The following is an 18,048-nucleotide window of genomic DNA, read 5'->3' on the forward strand; positions in this document are numbered from 1 at the left end:
CTGTTAGCTTCCAAAAGAAAGACTTCCCGTAAATCCTTGTCGGACGTCGTCTTTCGATCGGGGAAGCACTTCATACGTGTCCGCGTACTGCCCACTGAAGCCGGTCACGGTGATCGGTCGGCCAACCAGAATGGACGCCGGGTCGAGACCCGCCTGCGTGTTCACGAAGATGACAGTGTTTCCTCCCGCTCCCGACACCAAGATCTTGTGTCCGTACGGCAGATCGTCGATGACCGGCGCGCTGACGATGCCGGACACCGTGACAAGCCGTCCCTCACTGCTCTCGCCGATTGCACTGAGCGGCAACCGCTCCGGCCGTACCGCCGGGGCGGAACCAAGACGCGTGACCGCGCTCGGACGAATGACAAGCAGGCCCTCCTGATCTGCGAGAACACCACTGACCTCGACCTGGTCGCCAACAGTTACAACCGAGTTGTCAGGATCACTGACATAAATGCCCGAATTGCCGCTCTGGAGACCAAATCCCTTGTCATAGAAGCTGGATTCGAAATCCCCGGACGACGTAGTCGCAATTCCCGACACCGTAACCTCGGCGCCGATTGGCAGCGAGCGAGCGAGCTCGATCGAATTGACCGCTACCACCGATGGCACGGGAGGCAAAGGTTCGGCAACTGCAGGTGCGCCAGTGAATATTGCTACTCCCACAGCACCTGCAGCCGCCCAAGTCAGAACTCGAACATGATTCATCGATGAATCTCCCCCGTATGTAGTGAACAGCAGACAATGACTTCCGCTGACAATACTGAGCTACGGGCAAATATGAGGCAACCGAAGCCGAAGCGCGGCAAGAACGGTCAGGAACCCGAGCTACCGCTCGACCCGAGTGAGCCTGTTCCACCACCGAGGTCGTCGAGCGGATCGGATCCGTCGATACCGCCCGGGAACAGGTATGCCGTGGACACCGTATTGAGCGACGTACCCGAAGTTGCCGGCGCCTTGGCGCGCCAATTGACGATCGGATTCAACACTCCGAACGGGCCACAACCGCTGGCAGACGGAATAGCGAAATCGGTTGTCGCACTCTTGACCGGGCTGACCTTCAACGAGCCCGACGGCGCTACTTCGAAAGCCGGACTGGAGTCGGCCGTAGGTGTGAGGTGGAAGTTCACCGGCGCCGTTTCGGATCCCAGGTAGCAGTTGTTGCCGAGGAAAGCGTTGTTGATCTTCATCCGAACCGGGAGGCTGATATCCATGTTGGTGATCAGATCGTTGAAGACGGGCACGCCCACCGCCTGCACTTCAGCCGTGACGCCCGCCAAACCGAATAGATTGTTGAACGGAAGATCGATACCGAGTACTCCACCCGGCACGGTCATCGGACGAAATTGTTGCCGGGGCCGGTGAACGAGGTCAGCATTACCTCGCGGCACTGCGATTGGCGGGAATCCCCCCGAGCGGCATGGATTCCGCCGAGATCCTCTATGCCGACGGAACCTGCAACGCCATCGCCCAGGGCATGCCGCGATCCGAGGTGCTCGCAGAGTTCAAGGCAGTTGGCGACGTGTATGCCCAGATCACTCCGATGCCGTCACAGCGAATCGCCGAAATCTATGTGGAGACAGCAGAAAACACGTATTGCTGATCAGGCTTTACCGGCCAGCCAGTTGTGCAGCCACGATGTAGCGGTGGTGCCCGAACCGTCGACTACGTAACGGGTGTAGTCGGTATGAACCTGTGACCCGTAGAAATCGACCAACTGATCGACACGCCGATCGTTGGCGCCGGGATCAAGTTGCGCCATGAGAGCGGGAAGCCCACCCGCAGTGATCAAGTCACGCACGATCACAGCCGCCTCGTCGCGCAACGAGAGAGCCGTTGCCGGAGTGGGATCGGAAACTTGCGCCATGAAGCCGGCCAGACGCATCACAAAATCGTCTTCGGGCGTCGAGCAGTACAGATCGCCCGCAGCACACAGAGTGACGGTATCGGCTGACAGCCAACCGAATCCGCCGATGCGAGCACCACTGGCGCCATTACCGCCAACCCACGGACCGATCAACACATCGGACTCGGCGCGACGCGGATCGGACAGCAGACCGACTCCCGCAACACGATTGGGCGGAACGACGCCGATGCCTGTCCCGATTTCGGCTGCGAGGTCGCCGGCCGCGTCGGCGCCCTGGCTGTACCCGACTATCGCGAATCGAGTGTCGCCGCACGACGCCGCCATCGCCCCGATCATGCCGCGCGCATTGTCGACCGCCTGCCTTTTCGACCTGGCGTAGACATTCGATTCCCATGGGAAAGCGGTGGCCGAGTACGTGACGTAGTCGGTTCGCACCGACGACGGGAGGCCACTGGTAACCGGCGCGAGCATGCCTGCACCGGGCGAAGCGCCTGAGGGCTCCCACGTTCCCGGAATCGCTACGACATACAGTTCGGGGCAGGGCGCTGCGGACGCCGTCGGTGCGCCGACGGCCTGCACTACACCAGCGGCCGCAACAACCGACAACATCGCAACAAAGCGCTTTGCACCCATCAAACACCCCGCATCCGATCGGGCAGACCCCTGTAGTCACCGCAGATATTTGAGCAGCATACTTGGTCAGAGCCCTCCTGTGGCGACCTCAACCAGTACTTTCATCCGGCGACCAGCGGACGCCGCCTCAACTCCTTCGACCACGATGTCCGCAAGGGGGACACATTCCACCCAGTGGTCGAGTGGATAAGCGCCCGACGCCATCCGGTCGATGACGCTCTCGAATTCCTTACGCGAACACGAGAGAGACGACATCACTCGTGCCTCGGTCAACATCAGCGCATACGGGTTGAACTGGAGCGGTTCCTTGTACGTCGCTACCAGGACGACTGCGCCGCGCGCTCGCACCGATGCCAGTGCACTCTCGACTGTCGCTGCGACACCGGCACATTCGAACACCGCGTCGGCGCCGTTCCCGTCCGTTCGCTGGGCGACGGCCGCAGCCAGATCATCGATGCCGGGATCGATCACGTCGAACCCCATCTTCGTGGCCACGGCTTGGCGTACCGGCGACGGCTCACTCAGCAGAATCCGGTCCACTCCACCGGCCCGGAGGTTGAGGGCAGTCGCGATACCGATGGGCCCTGCTCCCAGGACGAGGGCAAACTGACCCGCCGCCGCGCCGGAGAGCTTTACCGCATGCAGTGCGACGGATAGCGGTTCGATCACCGCGCCCTGCCTGAGCGTCACCGAGTCCGGGAGGACGTGCACGGCACTTGCCGGGACTGCAGTGCGCTCGGACAACCCGCCGCCATGCGCGTTGATCCCATGGAAGGCCGCCATCACGCACAGATGCTCGAGACCGCTACGGCATCGCGCGCATTCACCACAGCAATAGTTGGGCGCCACCACTACTCGGTCTCCGACTGCCACGTCCACGACACCGGCACCGATCTCACAGACGATTCCGGAGAATTCGTGACCGAGGACCTGCGGTCCACACGCACCGGTCAGGGGATGCGGCTGATCGAAATTCCGTAGGCGTGAATCAAGCCGAGGTCGCTGCCGCAGATGCCGTTGAACGCCACCTCGACCATCACGTAGCCCTCGCGAAGTTCCGGTTCCGGAACATCCTCGACGCGAAGGTCGTCGACGCCATACAGGACAGCCGCCCTCATGCCTTTGCCGCCAATTCGTCTTCGTACTTCTTTGTCATGTGCGCAATCGCGGCATGTTGTGCCTCGTTGTGACTTTCGCGTACCTTGCCCGCCCTGGTCGCCGCGTCGAATGTGGGCTGCGACTGTCCCTGGAAGTGCGGCGCCACTTGCTGCGCGATCAACTCGAACGAGCGCCGAGTTGCGGCGGGGTTCGCCCAGTCGGTACCCATGATCAGCATCGATCCGAACCCACCTGACTGCTCGACGAGTTTGCCGACCAGTTCCCGCGCCTGAGCCGGAGTTCCGATAACGCCCATGCCGGAGTGGTTCATGTACGCGATCATCTGTTCCATGTCGGCGCCGCCGGAGCCGAAGTGCGGGAACGCCGCGACCTTGCCGAAGTAGTCGATCCACTCCCCGAGCCCGAACCGCACATCTTCCTGCGCTTGCTCTTCCGTCTCCGCAATGTGCATGGGGCACACCAGTCGCCACTGGTCACGATCGACGACGGTACCGAACTCGGTGGCACGTTCCTCCATGATCCCGAAGTGATGACCGAGCGCGTCGAAGCCTTCCGGCGTGAGGGTCGCACCGATCGAGAGCAACCCCAGACCGTGCTTACCGGCCAACCGGGGTCCGGTGGGCGAGGCCACGCCGGCGACCACGATGTCGAACATCGGGTGCGAGTACGGACGAAGCTGCAGTTGCGCGTCGACCAGATTATGCGTCTTGGTCTTAGCGGTGACGCGCTCACCGTTCAACAGTCGTACCACGATGTCGAGGTTGTCCTCGAGCAGTTCGCGGCACTCCGTGGGATCGAGTCCGATCATCGACGAGTCGGTCGGCAGTGAACCTGGACCGACACCGAGCATTACGCGGCCACGAGTGAGGTGATCGAGAAGCACCAACCGGTCCGCGACCCAAAGTGGGTTGTGGTAACTGAGCGACGTCACACCGGTGCCGAGCTTGATCCGTTTGGTGCGTTCTGCCGCTGCGGCGATGAAGATCTCGGGGCTGCCGATGATCTCACTGCCCGCGCTGTGGTGCTCACCGATCCACACCTCGTCGAAATCGAGACGATCGAGGTGCTCCACCAGCTCCAGGTCACGTTGCAACGCGAGCGTCGGGTTCTGTCCAACCGCATGATGCGGTGCAACGAAAGCACCGAAACGTAGCCTGCCCATGGAAATACTCCTCAATATCGATTGAACCAGTCGATACGACGCTAGAATTAGTTCTAGCTCAGCACCAGTGCACTTTGGGGGACATCAGTGAGTGACATCGCGTTGACCGCCGTCGAATACGAGCGGGTTTTCGCAGTCCTCGATCGCTGCGATTCGGTGCGAACGGTGACGGAGTTCCGGGACGTCATAGTCGAGGCGATACCCGCAGCATTCCCCATCCGGCACGCATCCTGTTTCGTAGGCGACACCTTCGAGAGCCAGTTCACCGACCGGAACGCCACGGTCACAGCTGCCGGCTCCGGCTCCGGCAGCTGGGAGACGATCAAGGCGAATTACCAAGAACATTGGGCACGCCACGACGTATTCAATCTCCCGCAAGCACGGCAGCAGCTCCAATCGACAAGAGTCGCGTCACTTTCCGAGTTGGGCGGGCTACCCAAGCCTGCGGCGGTTTACGTTCACGAATATCTTCATCCGCACCAGATGCATTCGATCACTGCGATGCACCTCGATCTCGCGGCGGGCGGGCATGCACTGATCGGGCTGTTCGATCCCGACAAAGATGCGATAAGGCCGAAAGATCTTCTGGCTCTTCGACTCTTGGCCCGGCAGCTCTCGATACTCACTCGCGGCCTCCAGACCCTGCCAGGACTCGACCTGTTTGCAAAGCTCACGGCACGCCAACGAGAGGTAGCGACACTGGTCGCCGACGGCCGCAGTAATGCCTCGATCGCCGGGCAACTGAATCTCACCCAGGACACCGTCAAGAAGTACGTCAGCCGAATCCTTACTGCGACCGGATGCGCGTCCCGCACCGAGCTGGCGATCGATGTTCGACGCCAATCTTTCTGATCAGTCGCCACTCGAATAAACCGGCTTCACGAAAAACCGCACCCCACCGTTTCTGGTGGGGTGCGGCTTTGTACGTCTCGTGCGACTAGCGCTGCGGAGCCGCCGTCGGGAGGATCGGAGCCGGAAGCGCCGTCTCACCTTCGAGGTAGGTGTCCACAGCAGCTGCTGCGGAACGTCCCTCGGCGATGGCCCAGACGATCAGGGACTGACCGCGGCCCATGTCTCCGGCCACGAAGACACCGTCGACGTTGGTGTTCCACTTGGACGTGCGGGCGACGTTGCCGCGCTCGTTCAGGTCGACACCGAGATCGGTGAGCAGACCCGGCTTTTCGGGTCCAACGAAGCCCATCGCCAGGAACACGAGGTCGGCTTCGAGCTCGAAGTCCGAGCCCTCGACCTTCTCGAAGCGACCCGACTTCATCTCGACCTCGTGAGCCTTGAGGGCGGTGACCTTGCCGTCTTCACCGACAAACTTCTCGGTGTTGACGGAGAACAGGCGCTCGCCGCCCTCCTCGTGAGCCGAAGCCACGCGGTACATCAACGGGTATGTCGGCCACGGAGTCTGCTCGGCGCGAGTCTCCGGCGGGCGCGGCATGATCTCGAACTGATGGACGCTTGCAGCGCCCTGACGGTGCGAGGTACCGAGGCAGTCGGCGCCGGTGTCGCCGCCACCGATGATGACAACCTTCTTGTCCTTGGCATCGATGGTCGGAGCATCGAGATCACCGAGCTGAACGCGGTTGGCGATCGGGAGGTACTCCATAGCCTGGTGGATGCCGTCGAGTTCGCGGCCGGGGATCGGCAGGTCGCGAGCTGCGGTAGCGCCGCCGGCCAGAACCACTGCGTCGAACTGCTCGCGCAGCTCGTCAGCCGTGATGTCCACGCCCACATTGACGTTGGCCTTGAAGACGGTGCCTTCGGCTTCCATCTGCTCGAGACGGCGGTCGATGTGGCGCTTCTCCATCTTGAACTCGGGGATGCCGTAGCGCAGCAGGCCACCGATGCGGTCAGCCCGCTCGAAGACCGTCACTGCGTGACCGGCGCGGGTCAGCTGCTGCGCTGCAGCCAGACCGGCCGGACCGCTGCCGACAACTGCGACGCGCTTGTTGGTGGAACGAGCGGCGCGAACCGGCTTGACCCATCCCTCGTCGAAGGCCTTGTCGATGATCTCGACCTCGACCTGCTTGATGGTGACCGGATCCTGGTTGATGCCCAGGACACAGGACGCCTCACACGGCGCGGGGCACAGGCGACCGGTGAACTCCGGGAAGTTGTTGGTCGCATGCAGACGCTCGATAGCGTCGTGCCAGTGGTCCTTGTACACCAGGTCGTTCCACTCGGGAATCAAGTTTCCGAGAGGGCAACCGTTGTGGCAGAAAGGAATTCCACAGTCCATGCAACGGCTGGCCTGGGTCTTGAGGGTTTCCTTCGGGAACTCCTCGTACACCTCTTTCCAGTCGAGCAAGCGCAGTGGAACGGGACGACGGACCGGCAATTCGCGCGAACCGTGCTTCAGGAAACCGCTTGGATCACCCACGAGCTGCCTCCATGATTGCCTCGTCGACGTTTGCGCCGCGGATTTCGGCGTCCTTGATTGCCATCAGTACCTTCTTGTAGTCACGCGGCATCACCTTGGCGAAGTGGGTCACCTGCTGGGACCAGTCCGCGAGGATCCGCGCAGCAACCTCGGAACCTGTTTCGTCGCGGTGCCTTTCGATGACACTCTTGAGCCAGACGTACTCGTCGCCCTCGAGGTCCTCGATATCCACCAGTTCGCTGTTGACGTTGGCTTCGAAATCACGGTCCGGATTGAAGACGAAGGCGACGCCACCGGACATGCCGGCACCGAAGTTACGTCCGGTCTTACCGAGAATGACCACCTTGCCGCCGGTCATGTACTCGCAACCATGATCGCCCACACCCTCGACGACGGCAGTGGCGCCGGAGTTACGGACTGCGAAGCGTTCGCCGACGATCCCACGCAGTAGCGCCTCACCGCTGGTGGCGCCGAACAGGATCACGTTGCCACCGATGATGTTGTCCTCGGCGACAAAGCCTTCCGCTGCGTTGAGCGGCGGGCGTACGACGATGCGTCCACCCGAGAGGCCCTTGCCGACGAAGTCGTTGGCGTCGCCGTTCAGGCGCAAGGTCATACCGCGGGGCACGAATGCACCGAAGCTGTTACCGGCGGAACCGGTGAACGTGATGTCGATGGTGTTGTCGGGCAAGCCCTCTCCACCGAACGCCTTGGTGACCTCGTGGCCGAGCATGGTGCCGACCGTGCGGTTGACGTTGGTGATCGCGGACTCGAATACGACCGGCTCACCCTTGTCGAGTGCATTGCGAGCCGAGACGATCAGCTGCTGATCGAGCGCCTTGTCAAGGCCGTGATCCTGCGTTCCGGTGCAGTGGACATCCTGATCCATGAACGCGGACTCGACCTGGGTGAGGATCGGCGACAGATCGAGATTGCCTGCCTTGCTTCCCTTCCAGTGATCGAGAGCGCGTGTGGTGTCCAGCATGTCGACCTGGCCGACTGCTTCGAGCAGCGTGCGGAAACCGAGTTCCGCGAGAAGCTCGCGAACCTCTTCGGCGATGAACATGAAGAAGTTCTCGACAAATTCCGGCTTGCCACTGAAACGCTTGCGCAGCACCGGGTTCTGCGTCGCAACACCAACGGGGCAGGTGTCGAGATGGCAGACGCGCATCATGATGCAGCCCGAGACCACCAGCGGTGCGGTGGCGAAACCGAACTCCTCGCCACCGAGCAGAGCAGCAACAACAACGTCGCGACCCGTCTTGAGCTGGCCGTCGACCTGCACGACGATGCGGTCACGAAGACCGTTGAGCAGCAACGTCTGCTGGGTCTCGGCGAGGCCGAGCTCCCACGGTGCGCCGGCGTGCTTGACGGAGGTCAGCGGGGTGGCACCGGTGCCACCGTCGTGACCGGAGATCAGAACGACGTCGGCATGTGCCTTGGAGACACCGGCCGCGACGGTTCCGACGCCGACCTCGGAGACCAGCTTCACGTGGATGCGGGCCTGCGGGTTGGCGTTCTTCAGGTCGTGGATCAGCTGAGCGAGATCCTCGATCGAGTAGATGTCGTGGTGCGGCGGCGGCGAGATGAGTCCGACGCCAGGCGTGGAGTGCCGAACCTCGGCCACCCACGGGTACACCTTGTGAGCCGGAAGCTGGCCGCCCTCACCGGGCTTGGCTCCCTGTGCCATCTTGATCTGGATGTCGGTGCAGTTGGTCAGGTAGTGCGACGTGACACCGAAGCGTCCCGACGCGACCTGCTTGATCGCACTGCGACGCGAATCACCGTTCTCGTCCGGCGTGAAGCGTGACGGATGTTCGCCGCCCTCACCGGAATTGGAGCGAGCGCCCAGACGGTTCATCGCGATGGCGAGGGTCTCGTGAGCCTCGGCGGAGATGGAACCGTAGCTCATCGCACCCGTCGAGAAACGCTTGACGATCTCGCTGGCCGGCTCGACCTCGTCGATCGAGATCGACGGCCGCTTGCCGATGTTGAAGTCGAACAGACCACGCAGAGCCGCAAGGCGCTCCGACTGGTCGTTGACCATGGTCGTGTACTCCTTGAACACCTCGTACTGACCGGTGCGAGTTGCATGCTGGAGCTTGAAAACCGTGTCCGGGTTGAACAGGTGGTACTCGCCCTCACGACGCCACTGGTACTCGCCGCCGACCTCGAGCTCGCGGTGAGCGCGCTCTTCCGGACGATCGAGGTACGCGACGCGGTGACGTGCAGCTACATCGGCTGCGATCTGATCGAGGCCGATACCGCCGAGCTGCGACTGCAGTCCGGTGAAGTACTCGTCCGTCAGCTCCTGCGACAGGCCGATGACCTGGAACAGCTGAGCACCGGTGTACGACGCGAGCGTCGAGATGCCCATCTTGGACATCACCTTCAGGACACCCTTGCCGGCTGCCTTGATGTAGTTGGCGATGCCCTTCTCGAGGGTCAGACCCTCGAGTTCCTTGTTCTGCAGGAACTCGTCGATGGTCTCGAAAGCCATGTACGGGTTGACCGCGGCAGCACCGAAGCCGATGAGGAGCGCCATGTGGTGCACCTCGCGGGCGTCGCCGGCCTCGACGATGAGACCGACCTTGGTGCGCGACTTCTCACGAACCAGGTGGTGGTGCACAGCCGAGGTCAGGAGCAGCGACGGGATCGGTGCGTAATCCTCGGTGGACTCGCGATCCGAGAGCACGACGAGGCGTGCGCCACCCGCGATTGCCTGCGAAACCTGGTACTTGATGCCGTCGAGCGCACGACGGATACCGTCGCCGCCTTCCTTGACGGGGTACAGGCCACGGATGACAACACTGCGGAAGCCGGGGAATTCGCCGTCGTCGTTGACGTGAACAAGCTTCGACAGATCGTCGTTATGCAGGATCGGCTGCGGGAGCGCGATCTGCTTGCAGGAATCAGCGCTCGGGTGCAGCAGGTCGCCTTCGGGGCCGAGTGTGGCACCGAGGCTGGTGACAACCTCTTCACGAATAGCGTCGAGTGGCGGGTTGGTGACCTGAGCGAACAGCTGCGAGAAGTAGTCGAACAGCATCCGCGGGCGTGCGGAGAGCACGGCGATCGGAGTGTCGGTGCCCATCGAGCCCAGAGCCTCGGCACCGGAGAGGGCCATCGGCTTGACGAGCAGGTTGACCTCTTCGCTCGTGAAACCGAAGAGCTGCTGACGGAGAACAACACGCTCGTGTGACATGTACGTGTACGGGCGATCCGGCAGATCGTCCATGTGGATCAGACCTTCGTCGATCCACTCCTGGTACGGATGCTCGGCAGCGAGTTCCGACTTCAGTTCGTCGTCGCTGATGATCCGGCCCTGAGCCGTGTCGACAAGGAACATGCGGCCGGGCTGCAGGCGGACCTTCTTGACGACGGTGGACGGATCGATCGGCAGAACGCCGACCTCCGACGCCATGACAACAAGACCGTCCTCGGTGATCCACAGACGCGACGGACGCAGACCGTTGCGGTCCAGCACGGCGCCGATGACGGTGCCGTCGGTGAAGCACACCGACGCCGGTCCGTCCCAAGGCTCCATGAGAGCCGAGTGGTACTCGTAGAACGCCCGACGAGCGGGGTCCATGCTCTCGTGCTTCTCCCAGGCTTCCGGGATCATCATGAGAACTGCGTGCGGCAGGCTGCGGCCGGCGAGGTGCAGCATCTCGAGCACCTCGTCGAAACGAGCGGTGTCGGATGCGCCCTGGGTGCAGATCGGGAAGATCTTCTCGAGGTTCTCGCGGCCACCGAAGACGTCGCTGTCGATGAGGGACTCGCGAGCGCGCATCCAGTTCTCGTTGCCGGTAACCGTGTTGATCTCACCGTTGTGAGCGACCCGACGGAACGGGTGCGCCAGCGGCCACGACGGGAACGTGTTGGTGGAGAAGCGCGAGTGGACGAGGCCCAGCGCGCTCTCGACACGATCGTCCTGCAGGTCCAGGTAGAAACCCTTGAGCTGCGGGGTGGTGAGCATGCCCTTGTATACGAAGGTCTGGCCGGAGAGGCTGGGGAAGTACACCGTCTCGCTACCCGGGCCGCCCTTGCCTGCGCCCGCGCTGCCGAGCTCGTGCTCGGTGCGCTTACGCACGACGTAAGCACGACGCTCCAGGTCCATGCCGGTGAACTTGTCACCCTCGGAACCGATAAAGATCTGACGGAACGTCGGCATCGCGTCGCGCGCCAATGCGCCGAGCGACGAGTCGTCGGTTCCGACCTCACGCCAACCGAGAACCGTCAGGCCCTCTTCGACAACGATCTTCTCGACCGCGGCAGCAGCCTCGTGAGCTTCGGCGTCGCCCTGGGGCAGGAATGCGATACCCGTTGCGTACGCGCCTTCGGCGGGCAGCGAGAAGTCCACGACAGCTCGGAAGAACTTGTCGGGAACCTGCAGCAGGATGCCTGCGCCGTCACCCGTGTTGGGTTCGGATCCGGCAGCGCCGCGGTGCTCGAGGTTCACCAGAGCGGTAATCGCCTTTTCGACGATGTCGCGACTGCGGCGACCCTTCATGTCGACAACAAATGCGACTCCACAGGAGTCGTGCTCATTGGACGGGTGATAGAGGCCCTGGGGGCCTGGAAGTTGCTTCATACCCAGCCTTCGTATGCCATAAATATGCACCGACGACCAGCAACGCTGATGGTCATCAACTTGCAATGCAAGTTCGTAAGCACCGGCACGACGATGTGTCCGGCACAGTCGGTTGAAACTTCTGCGAGTCAACCGTGTAACGAAAACGATAATTCAGAACCCCAGCATGCGCGCAACTAAGGTAGCCCTATATTTGCTCTGAACTGCGGCGATGCAGGACGCCCGAGAGCGCCTCGGAAAGATTCAGGGCTGCGTTCGTGCAGAAAAGTTCCGCTTCACAGGATACCGAATCCCCAGGCAACCGGCCTAAAAGTGCGACAAATGCAACAACTGGCCGCAGCGATAAAGATCAGCTGCGGCCAGTGTGTCTGAAACTGTAGCAAAAGTTGATCGATCAACCAAGAGCTGCTGCGGCATCAATTGTTAACGGAATCTCATTCGTGTGATTTCCCTACGCTCCCTGCGATTTCCGTACGCTCAGCCGCATGACAACAGCGGTGGTCGTGGGCAGCGGCCCCAACGGACTGGCAGCGGCAATCGAACTCGCCCGACACGGTATCGCGGTCCACGTCATCGAAGGCGCCGACAAGATCGGCGGCGGCACCCGCAGCAGTGAATACATTGTCGACGGACTCATCCACGACGACTGCGCGGGCTTCCATCCCACCGCGCTGGCATCACCGTTCTTCCGCGGGCTCGACCGGGAATTCGGTTTCGCCGATCACGGATTGGAGTGGCTCTGGCCCGAAATCGATCTGGTCCATCCACTCGACGACGGGACCGCCGGGGTTCTGTGGCGCGATATCGACCGAACTGCCGACGAGATGGGCGTCGACGGTAAGCGGTGGCGCTCGGTATTCGGGTATCTGTCGGAGCACTTCGACGCGTTGGTCGAGGACGTCTTTCAACCGATCGTCCATATCCCGAAACACCCGCTGATACTGGCCAGGTTCGGCGCCGGCGCGATTCTCCCCGCAGCTGGTTTCGCACGTATGTGGAAGACCCCACAGGCCCGGGCGCTGTTCGGTGGCAGCGCCGCGCACATGTTCGGTGCGCTGACTACCCCATTGTCCAGTGCGGGCGGACTCATGCTCACCGCAGGCGCCCATGCACACGGCTGGCCAGTCGCCCGCGGCGGCTCCGGCTCTATTGCCGCTGCTCTGACCTCCATTCTGCGCAGCCTCGGCGGCACCGTCGAAACCGGAAACCGGGTCACCGCCTTCTCCTCGTTGGCCGGCTACGACATCGTGATGCTCGACCTCGCACCCGACGCCGCCGCTCGACTCCTCGACGGCCATCAGCCCGATCGAATTGCGCGGGCCTACCGCAAGTACCGCTACGGACCCGCCGCCTACAAAGTCGACTACGCCGTGCGCGGCGACTCCGACGGAAGCGTCGTACCGTGGACGAATCCACACGCCCGAAAAGCCGGCGCCTTGCATCTCGCCGGGTCGATGCCGGAAATCGCCGCCGTCGAGCGTCAGACCGCCCGCGGTGAAATGCCTTCCGCACCATTCATTCTCGTGGGTCAGCAATTCCTGGCCGACCCATCACGATCAGTGGGAGACATCCACCCACTCTGGTCGTATGCACATGTCCCGCATCGATATTCGGGTGATGTCACCGAGTCCGTCACTCGGCAGATCGAACGCTTCGCACCCGGTTTCCGGGACCGGATCGTCGGCGTGCATGTTCGCAACGTCCCGCAGATGGAGGCCTACAACCCCAATTACGTCGGCGGGGACATTTCTGCCGGAGCAAACACACCGAGGCAGCTCATCGCCCGCCCCAGGTTCGGGTTGGATCCTTATGCCACCGGAGTTCCTGGTGTCTTCCTCTGCTCGTCCGCAACTCCCCCGAGCGGTGGCGTCCACGGGATGTGCGGCTACAACGCGGCGCAGTCGGCGCTGAAGACCAGGAGCTGAAACGTCCCCGCGGGGACGCTTATTCGGACAAATGCCTCGCCACAAGACGGTGATTACCTAGTCGTCCGGACACCACTTCAATGTCACAGGCGTCAGCTCACCCGATTCGGGATCGAAAGGGATTATGCGGAAATATCCTGAGTTCTGATCAACCTCGTCGTCATCGTTGAATTTGATTCCCGACCAAATACCCATCATCGTCGAACCTGCGTGGGCGAGCGCATGTTCGACTTCGCGCTGGGTCACCAGAACGGCAGCGCCAAGAGTCTGTGTGCCTTTGGCTTCCAAGTACAGCAGCTTTCCGCCCTTTTCGGCCGTCGCATCGAAAGGACTACCAAGCCTGGTATCCGTTATCTTCCAGCCCCGCGAACGATAATGCTCCATCAGGCGGTCTTGTGCAGCATCTTCGATCTTCTTCCGGAGCACCGGGTCCTGCAGTCGCCCCTGAGCTGCCCCTCTACCCAAGCGGCCTTCCGCCTCGACATCAAGGCTGTCCCGGTGTGCAACCCACAACATTTCGAGATCCAACGCTGCGTTCGCCGCCAGCATGATGCCGCCGCCCTGAGGCCGCCAATGCTGCTCAGGCATAGCCTCTTCCAAGGCCTCAGTCGGCAACAGATCTTCGACTGCGAGGACTACATCCCACCGCAGGTCGACATAGTTTGCCGGACGCGCCGAACCATCCCAATGCTTGCTCTCGTAAATTTCGCTGGTCACTTTTCCGCTGGCAACTATTCCTCGTCCCTTAGTTCCCTGACGAAGCAGGAAGACCCGGTCACCTGGGCTCACCCCACTCTTTCGCACACCGGTAGACCAGCTGTCCTTGACCTTTACGCGTTTGACTGTTTGGTCGATGGCATCGAGATAGGCGGCACCCCAATCCCATTGATCCGGATTCCATGTAACGATCAATGCACCGTGCATGGCCGATACCTCCTGCGCAGACTGGTCCGTACCAAGATCGTAGGGTTCGGTCGCACTTCGGGTTCGACTACAAGCAGTATCCGTCTGAATTGCGTAGATTCTGATCGAAACGTCCCCGCGGGGACGTCTTTTCGGACAAAGCGGAGGGATACAACGTTGGACGATCCACCCGAAGAGGCATACGGGCGCGTCACGAACCCGGAACGGTTTGCTCCGTTGATACCGGCTGCCGAAGAGTTGATCAGCGATCTGGTATCCAGGTTCGACGTGACGATTTCCCGCGGTCCAGCGGCGCCGTCGAAGTCGAAGACCGTCGCGATGTTGGAGACGGTGCGGATAACTCCCGTTCGCCGGGACCAAGCACCGCTCACGATCACTTTCACGTCGTTTCCCGGGCTGTATCTCGACGTCGGTGCGTGGCAGCACATCGCGCTCCCCTCCTGCGGATGCGACGCGTGCAGTGAGGACGCAGAATCCACCTTGCGGGAGTTGGCTGAATACTCCGAAGCGCTGACTGCTGGGCAACTCTCCGAACGCATCACCGGCAATCTTCGGCCAGTGCTCGAACATTCCTGGGAAGGCAATGGCTGGGGTCGTAGCGGCAAGTCCTCTCTGTCCAGGGAGAAAGCCGCCGAGCTTCGTGCCGGACCGGTGCAACCGCCGACGGATGGCCACTGGAGACCGTGGTCGACGACACTGCCCTCCTAGACTGAGATCTCACAGGCAAAGGGCAGGAGGCTGAGGTGGCCGATACAACAGGGGTGGCCGATACAACAGGGGTAGCCGCTACAACAGTGGCCGAGGTAATCGCCGAACTGGCCGCACTCGAGGATCCGAAAGCCCGCGCGGTGAACGAGAAGCACGGCGACGATCACGGCGTGAACCTCAGCAAATTGCGCGCCATCGCGAAGCGACTGAAGACGCAGCAGAAACTCGCACAACAGCTTTGGAAGACGGAGGACACCGCAGCGCGCCTGCTGGCGATCCTGATCTGCCGTCCGAAGGCGTTCGACCGCGACGAGTTGGACGCCATGTTGCGGGAGGCCCGCACGCCCAAAGTGCATGACTGGCTCGTGAACTACGTAGTGAAGAAGAACCCGCACTGCGAGGAACTGCGTCTGGCTTGGTCAGAGGATCCGGATCCAGTGGTAGCGAGCGCCGGCTGGGCTCTGACTACCGAGCGCGTGGCGAAGAAACCCGAGGGCCTCGACCTAGCGCGTCTGCTCGACGTCATCGAGGCGGAGATGAAGGATGCTCCCGATCGCTTGCAGTGGGCGATGAACCACACCCTGGCTCAGATCGGGATCGAGCACGCCGAGTACCGCGCCCGGGCAATCGACATAGGCGAACGGCTGCGGGTACTCGAGGATTACCCGACTCCCCCGAACTGCACATCTCCGTTTGCACCCATCTGGATCAACGAGATGGTCCGACGACAGAACAACGCGTAATTTCCGGACTACCTCAACCAACAAAAAACGAGGCCACAAACTCGAAAGAGTTTGTGGCCTCGTCTGTGGTGGGCGAAGGGGGACTTGAACCCCCACGTCCCTAAGGACACTGGCACCTGAAGCCAGCGCGTCTGCCATTCCGCCACTCGCCCGAGCAACGTCGAAACATTATCACGACAACATTTGAAACTTCTATTCGTACTGGTCACGGCATGAAACGAAGAACACAGGGTACTTCAGTGGGAGGAACCGATATCATGCAGGAACCAGAGGCAGATACTGCCGAACAGCCGTTTGACAGTACCGTGGAACCTGACAGCAGTTCGAACGACACGCGAGTGGGCGATGCCGGCGCTAGTTGCCGAGCATTTTTCCACCGGGAAATGCGAAGCGAGAGGAGACCCCGATGGGCATCGTTCAGCGTTTTGAGCGAAAGCTTCAAGGAGCTGTCGGCGACGCATTCGCACGTGTCTTCGGCGGCGGCGTCGTACCGCAAGAAGTAGAGGCTGCGCTCCAACAGGAAGCGCGCGACCGCGTCGAGCACCTCGGCGGCGGAATTCTCCTTGCCCCCAACCACTATGTGATCACGATCAACAATTCGGATCACGAGGAGTTGGCGGCCGACCGCGACCTCACTATCAAGGCTTTCAGCCGGCATCTGCAGGATTTCATCCGAGATCAGGGCTGGCAGACGTATGGCGATATTTCGGTGACTTTCGAGCCCTCGCCTACATTGCATACCGGTCAGTTCCGCACCCGCGGCACTGTCGACCCGGACGACGATGCCGATCAGGCATCGCCCCGGTCCAATGTTCCGCAGGTATCGTCTCGACCGCCACAATCACCTGCACCTATTGTTCCCCCTGTTTCGAATCCAGTCCCGTCACAACCAGGAGCCGGCACCATGACGCAGAACTCAGGCTACGAGTCCAGCCGCGAACCGGCTGGTCGCCAGCCCGATCAGCAGCCGGCGCGCAACGGATACTCACACGACGACGGCAACTACCCGGCACCACGGGGCCAGGAAGCGCCGCCGCAGAACGGGTACGACCGCGGCGACGGTTACCGCACCGGTGACGATCAGCCGCAGCAGCAGGCGCCCTACGACCAGGGCGGGTACAACCAGCAGGGCTACCAGCAGCAGCCGTACAACAACAACCAGCAGGCGTACCAGGGCAGCTACGACCAGCAGGGTTACCAGCAGCAGCCGTACGACGCTCAGCAGGGCGGCTACCAGCAGCCTGCCTACGATCAGCAGTCCTACGACCAGGGCGGTTACAACCAGCAGGCGTACCAGGGTGGTTACGACCAGCAGGGTTACCAGCAGCAGCCGTACGACGCCCAGTCTTACGATCAGGGCAGCTACGACCAGCAGGGTTACCAGCAGCAGCCGTACGACGCCCAGTCTTACGATCAGGGCAGCTACGACCAGCAGGCATACAACAATCAGGGCGGCAACTACGACCAGACACAGTCGTACGCCCAGCAGGGTTACAACCAGGGTGGTTACGCGCCCGCAGCCCCGCAGGCTGCTGTGACGGCAACCCTCCAGCTCGAGGACGGCAGTGGACGCCACTTCCAGCTCCGCGATGGCAGCAACATCATCGGCCGCGGCCAGGAAGCACAGTTCCGTCTTCCCGACACCGGTGTTTCACGTCGTCACATCGACATCCGCTGGGACGGCCGGACGGCAATGCTGTCCGATCTCGGTTCCACGAACGGCACCACAGTTAACGGGGCGCCGGTTCAGGACTGGCAACTCGCCGACGGCGACATCATTCGCGCTGGTCACTCCGAGATCTTGGTCCGTATCCTCTGAGTGTGACGAAGGTTGCTGGCGAATATTCCGATAACAATCGAACATAGGGCGGTCCGTCGGCGCGCCTCCGGCACTCCATGTCAGTATCGTGATCTTTCGGGGCCCCGTGCCCCATATGATGCTGCCAGTCGACAACGCTCGAACCCTTGCTGCGGCGGGGATCGAGCC

15 protein-coding genes and 1 tRNA gene are annotated in these 18,048 nt (G+C 61.9%); 6 read left to right on the top strand and 10 right to left on the bottom strand.

Annotated features, from left to right (window positions below; translation table 11 throughout):
* Nucleotides 1–3: 3 nt before the first annotated feature.
* Together RG2_RS25205 and RG2_RS25210 are read right to left on the bottom strand one after the other, a co-directional pair.
* Nucleotides 4–708 carry a single stranded DNA-binding domain-containing protein gene (locus tag RG2_RS25205; RefSeq protein WP_051730600.1) on the bottom strand — a complete coding sequence of 235 codons (705 nt, stop codon included), beginning with the start codon at nucleotides 706–708 and terminating at the stop codon, nucleotides 4–6.
* A gap of 107 nt (nucleotides 709–815) precedes the next feature.
* A complete protein-coding gene (locus RG2_RS25210; protein WP_230590233.1) occupies nucleotides 816–1,337 on the bottom strand; it encodes a hypothetical protein in 522 nt (173 codons plus the stop codon).
* Between the two features lie 83 nt (nucleotides 1,338–1,420).
* Between RG2_RS25210 and RG2_RS25215 the strand changes: the two genes are divergently transcribed.
* Nucleotides 1,421–1,603, top strand: a complete 183-nt coding sequence (locus tag RG2_RS25215) for a hypothetical protein (RefSeq protein WP_230590231.1) — start codon at nucleotides 1,421–1,423, stop codon at nucleotides 1,601–1,603.
* Here the strand turns inward: RG2_RS25215 and RG2_RS25220 are convergent, their stop codons facing one another.
* The 4 genes from RG2_RS25220 to RG2_RS25230 all read right to left on the bottom strand — a co-directional run bounded on the left by RG2_RS25220 (nucleotide 1,604) and on the right by RG2_RS25230 (nucleotide 4,781).
* A complete protein-coding gene (locus RG2_RS25220; protein WP_033235346.1) occupies nucleotides 1,604–2,500 on the bottom strand; it encodes a cutinase family protein in 897 nt (298 codons plus the stop codon).
* Nucleotides 2,501–2,566: 66 nt separating this feature from the next.
* A complete protein-coding gene (locus RG2_RS25225; protein WP_230590230.1) occupies nucleotides 2,567–3,379 on the bottom strand; it encodes a zinc-binding dehydrogenase in 813 nt (270 codons plus the stop codon).
* Between the two features lie 71 nt (nucleotides 3,380–3,450).
* On the bottom strand, nucleotides 3,451–3,618 hold the full coding sequence (locus RG2_RS32465; RefSeq protein ID WP_230590228.1) for a hypothetical protein: 168 nt from the start codon (nucleotides 3,616–3,618) through the stop codon (nucleotides 3,451–3,453).
* The gene (locus RG2_RS25230; protein WP_033235345.1) at nucleotides 3,615–4,781 is read right to left on the bottom strand and encodes an LLM class flavin-dependent oxidoreductase; all 1,167 of its coding nucleotides are present in this window, start codon (nucleotides 4,779–4,781) and stop codon (nucleotides 3,615–3,617) included. The genes RG2_RS32465 and RG2_RS25230 overlap by 4 nt, the downstream gene beginning before the upstream one ends.
* 87 nt (nucleotides 4,782–4,868) lie before the next feature.
* Here RG2_RS25230 and RG2_RS25235 point away from each other — a divergent pair, with 87 nt between their 5' ends.
* Nucleotides 4,869–5,633, top strand: coding sequence for a helix-turn-helix transcriptional regulator (locus tag RG2_RS25235; protein ID WP_033235344.1), 765 nt, complete (start codon nucleotides 4,869–4,871; stop codon nucleotides 5,631–5,633).
* 85 nt (nucleotides 5,634–5,718) lie between these two features.
* Here RG2_RS25235 and RG2_RS25240 read toward each other — a convergent pair whose 3' ends face one another.
* Complete coding sequence (locus tag RG2_RS25240; RefSeq protein ID WP_033235343.1) at nucleotides 5,719–7,170, bottom strand: glutamate synthase subunit beta; 1,452 nt, start codon at nucleotides 7,168–7,170, stop codon at nucleotides 5,719–5,721.
* Nucleotides 7,163–11,761: a glutamate synthase large subunit gene (gene gltB, locus RG2_RS25245; protein ID WP_033235342.1), complete on the bottom strand. Its 4,599-nt coding sequence runs from the start codon at nucleotides 11,759–11,761 to the stop codon at nucleotides 7,163–7,165. Before gltB ends, RG2_RS25240 begins: the two co-directional genes overlap by 8 nt.
* A 485-nt stretch (nucleotides 11,762–12,246) precedes the next feature.
* Between gltB and RG2_RS25250 the strand changes: the two genes are divergently transcribed.
* Nucleotides 12,247–13,686 (top strand): phytoene desaturase family protein, encoded by a 1,440-nt coding sequence (locus RG2_RS25250; RefSeq protein WP_033235341.1) that lies wholly within the window; start codon nucleotides 12,247–12,249, stop codon nucleotides 13,684–13,686.
* A gap of 57 nt (nucleotides 13,687–13,743) precedes the next feature.
* Here the strand turns inward: RG2_RS25250 and RG2_RS25255 are convergent, their stop codons facing one another.
* Complete coding sequence (locus RG2_RS25255) at nucleotides 13,744–14,610, bottom strand: protein NO VEIN domain-containing protein (protein WP_033235340.1); 867 nt, start codon at nucleotides 14,608–14,610, stop codon at nucleotides 13,744–13,746.
* Between the two features lie 156 nt (nucleotides 14,611–14,766).
* Between RG2_RS25255 and RG2_RS32035 the strand changes: the two genes are divergently transcribed.
* Nucleotides 14,767–15,318, top strand: a complete 552-nt coding sequence (locus tag RG2_RS32035; RefSeq protein WP_033235339.1) for a DUF6226 family protein — start codon at nucleotides 14,767–14,769, stop codon at nucleotides 15,316–15,318.
* A gap of 35 nt (nucleotides 15,319–15,353) precedes the next feature.
* On the top strand, nucleotides 15,354–16,061 hold the full coding sequence (locus RG2_RS25265; RefSeq protein WP_371851341.1) for a DNA alkylation repair protein: 708 nt from the start codon (nucleotides 15,354–15,356) through the stop codon (nucleotides 16,059–16,061).
* Between the two features lie 66 nt (nucleotides 16,062–16,127).
* Here RG2_RS25265 and RG2_RS25270 read toward each other — a convergent pair.
* Nucleotides 16,128–16,213: transfer RNA gene (locus tag RG2_RS25270), tRNA-Leu, on the bottom strand.
* 254 nt (nucleotides 16,214–16,467) lie between these two features.
* Here RG2_RS25270 and RG2_RS25275 point away from each other — a divergent pair.
* Nucleotides 16,468–17,880 (top strand): FHA domain-containing protein, encoded by a 1,413-nt coding sequence (locus RG2_RS25275; RefSeq protein WP_033235337.1) that lies wholly within the window; start codon nucleotides 16,468–16,470, stop codon nucleotides 17,878–17,880.
* Nucleotides 17,881–18,048 lie beyond the last annotated feature (168 nt).

The sequence above is a fragment of the Rhodococcus globerulus NBRC 14531 genome, from assembly GCF_001894805.1.
GTDB classification, from domain to species: Bacteria; Actinomycetota; Actinomycetes; order Mycobacteriales; family Mycobacteriaceae; genus Rhodococcus_F; species Rhodococcus_F globerula.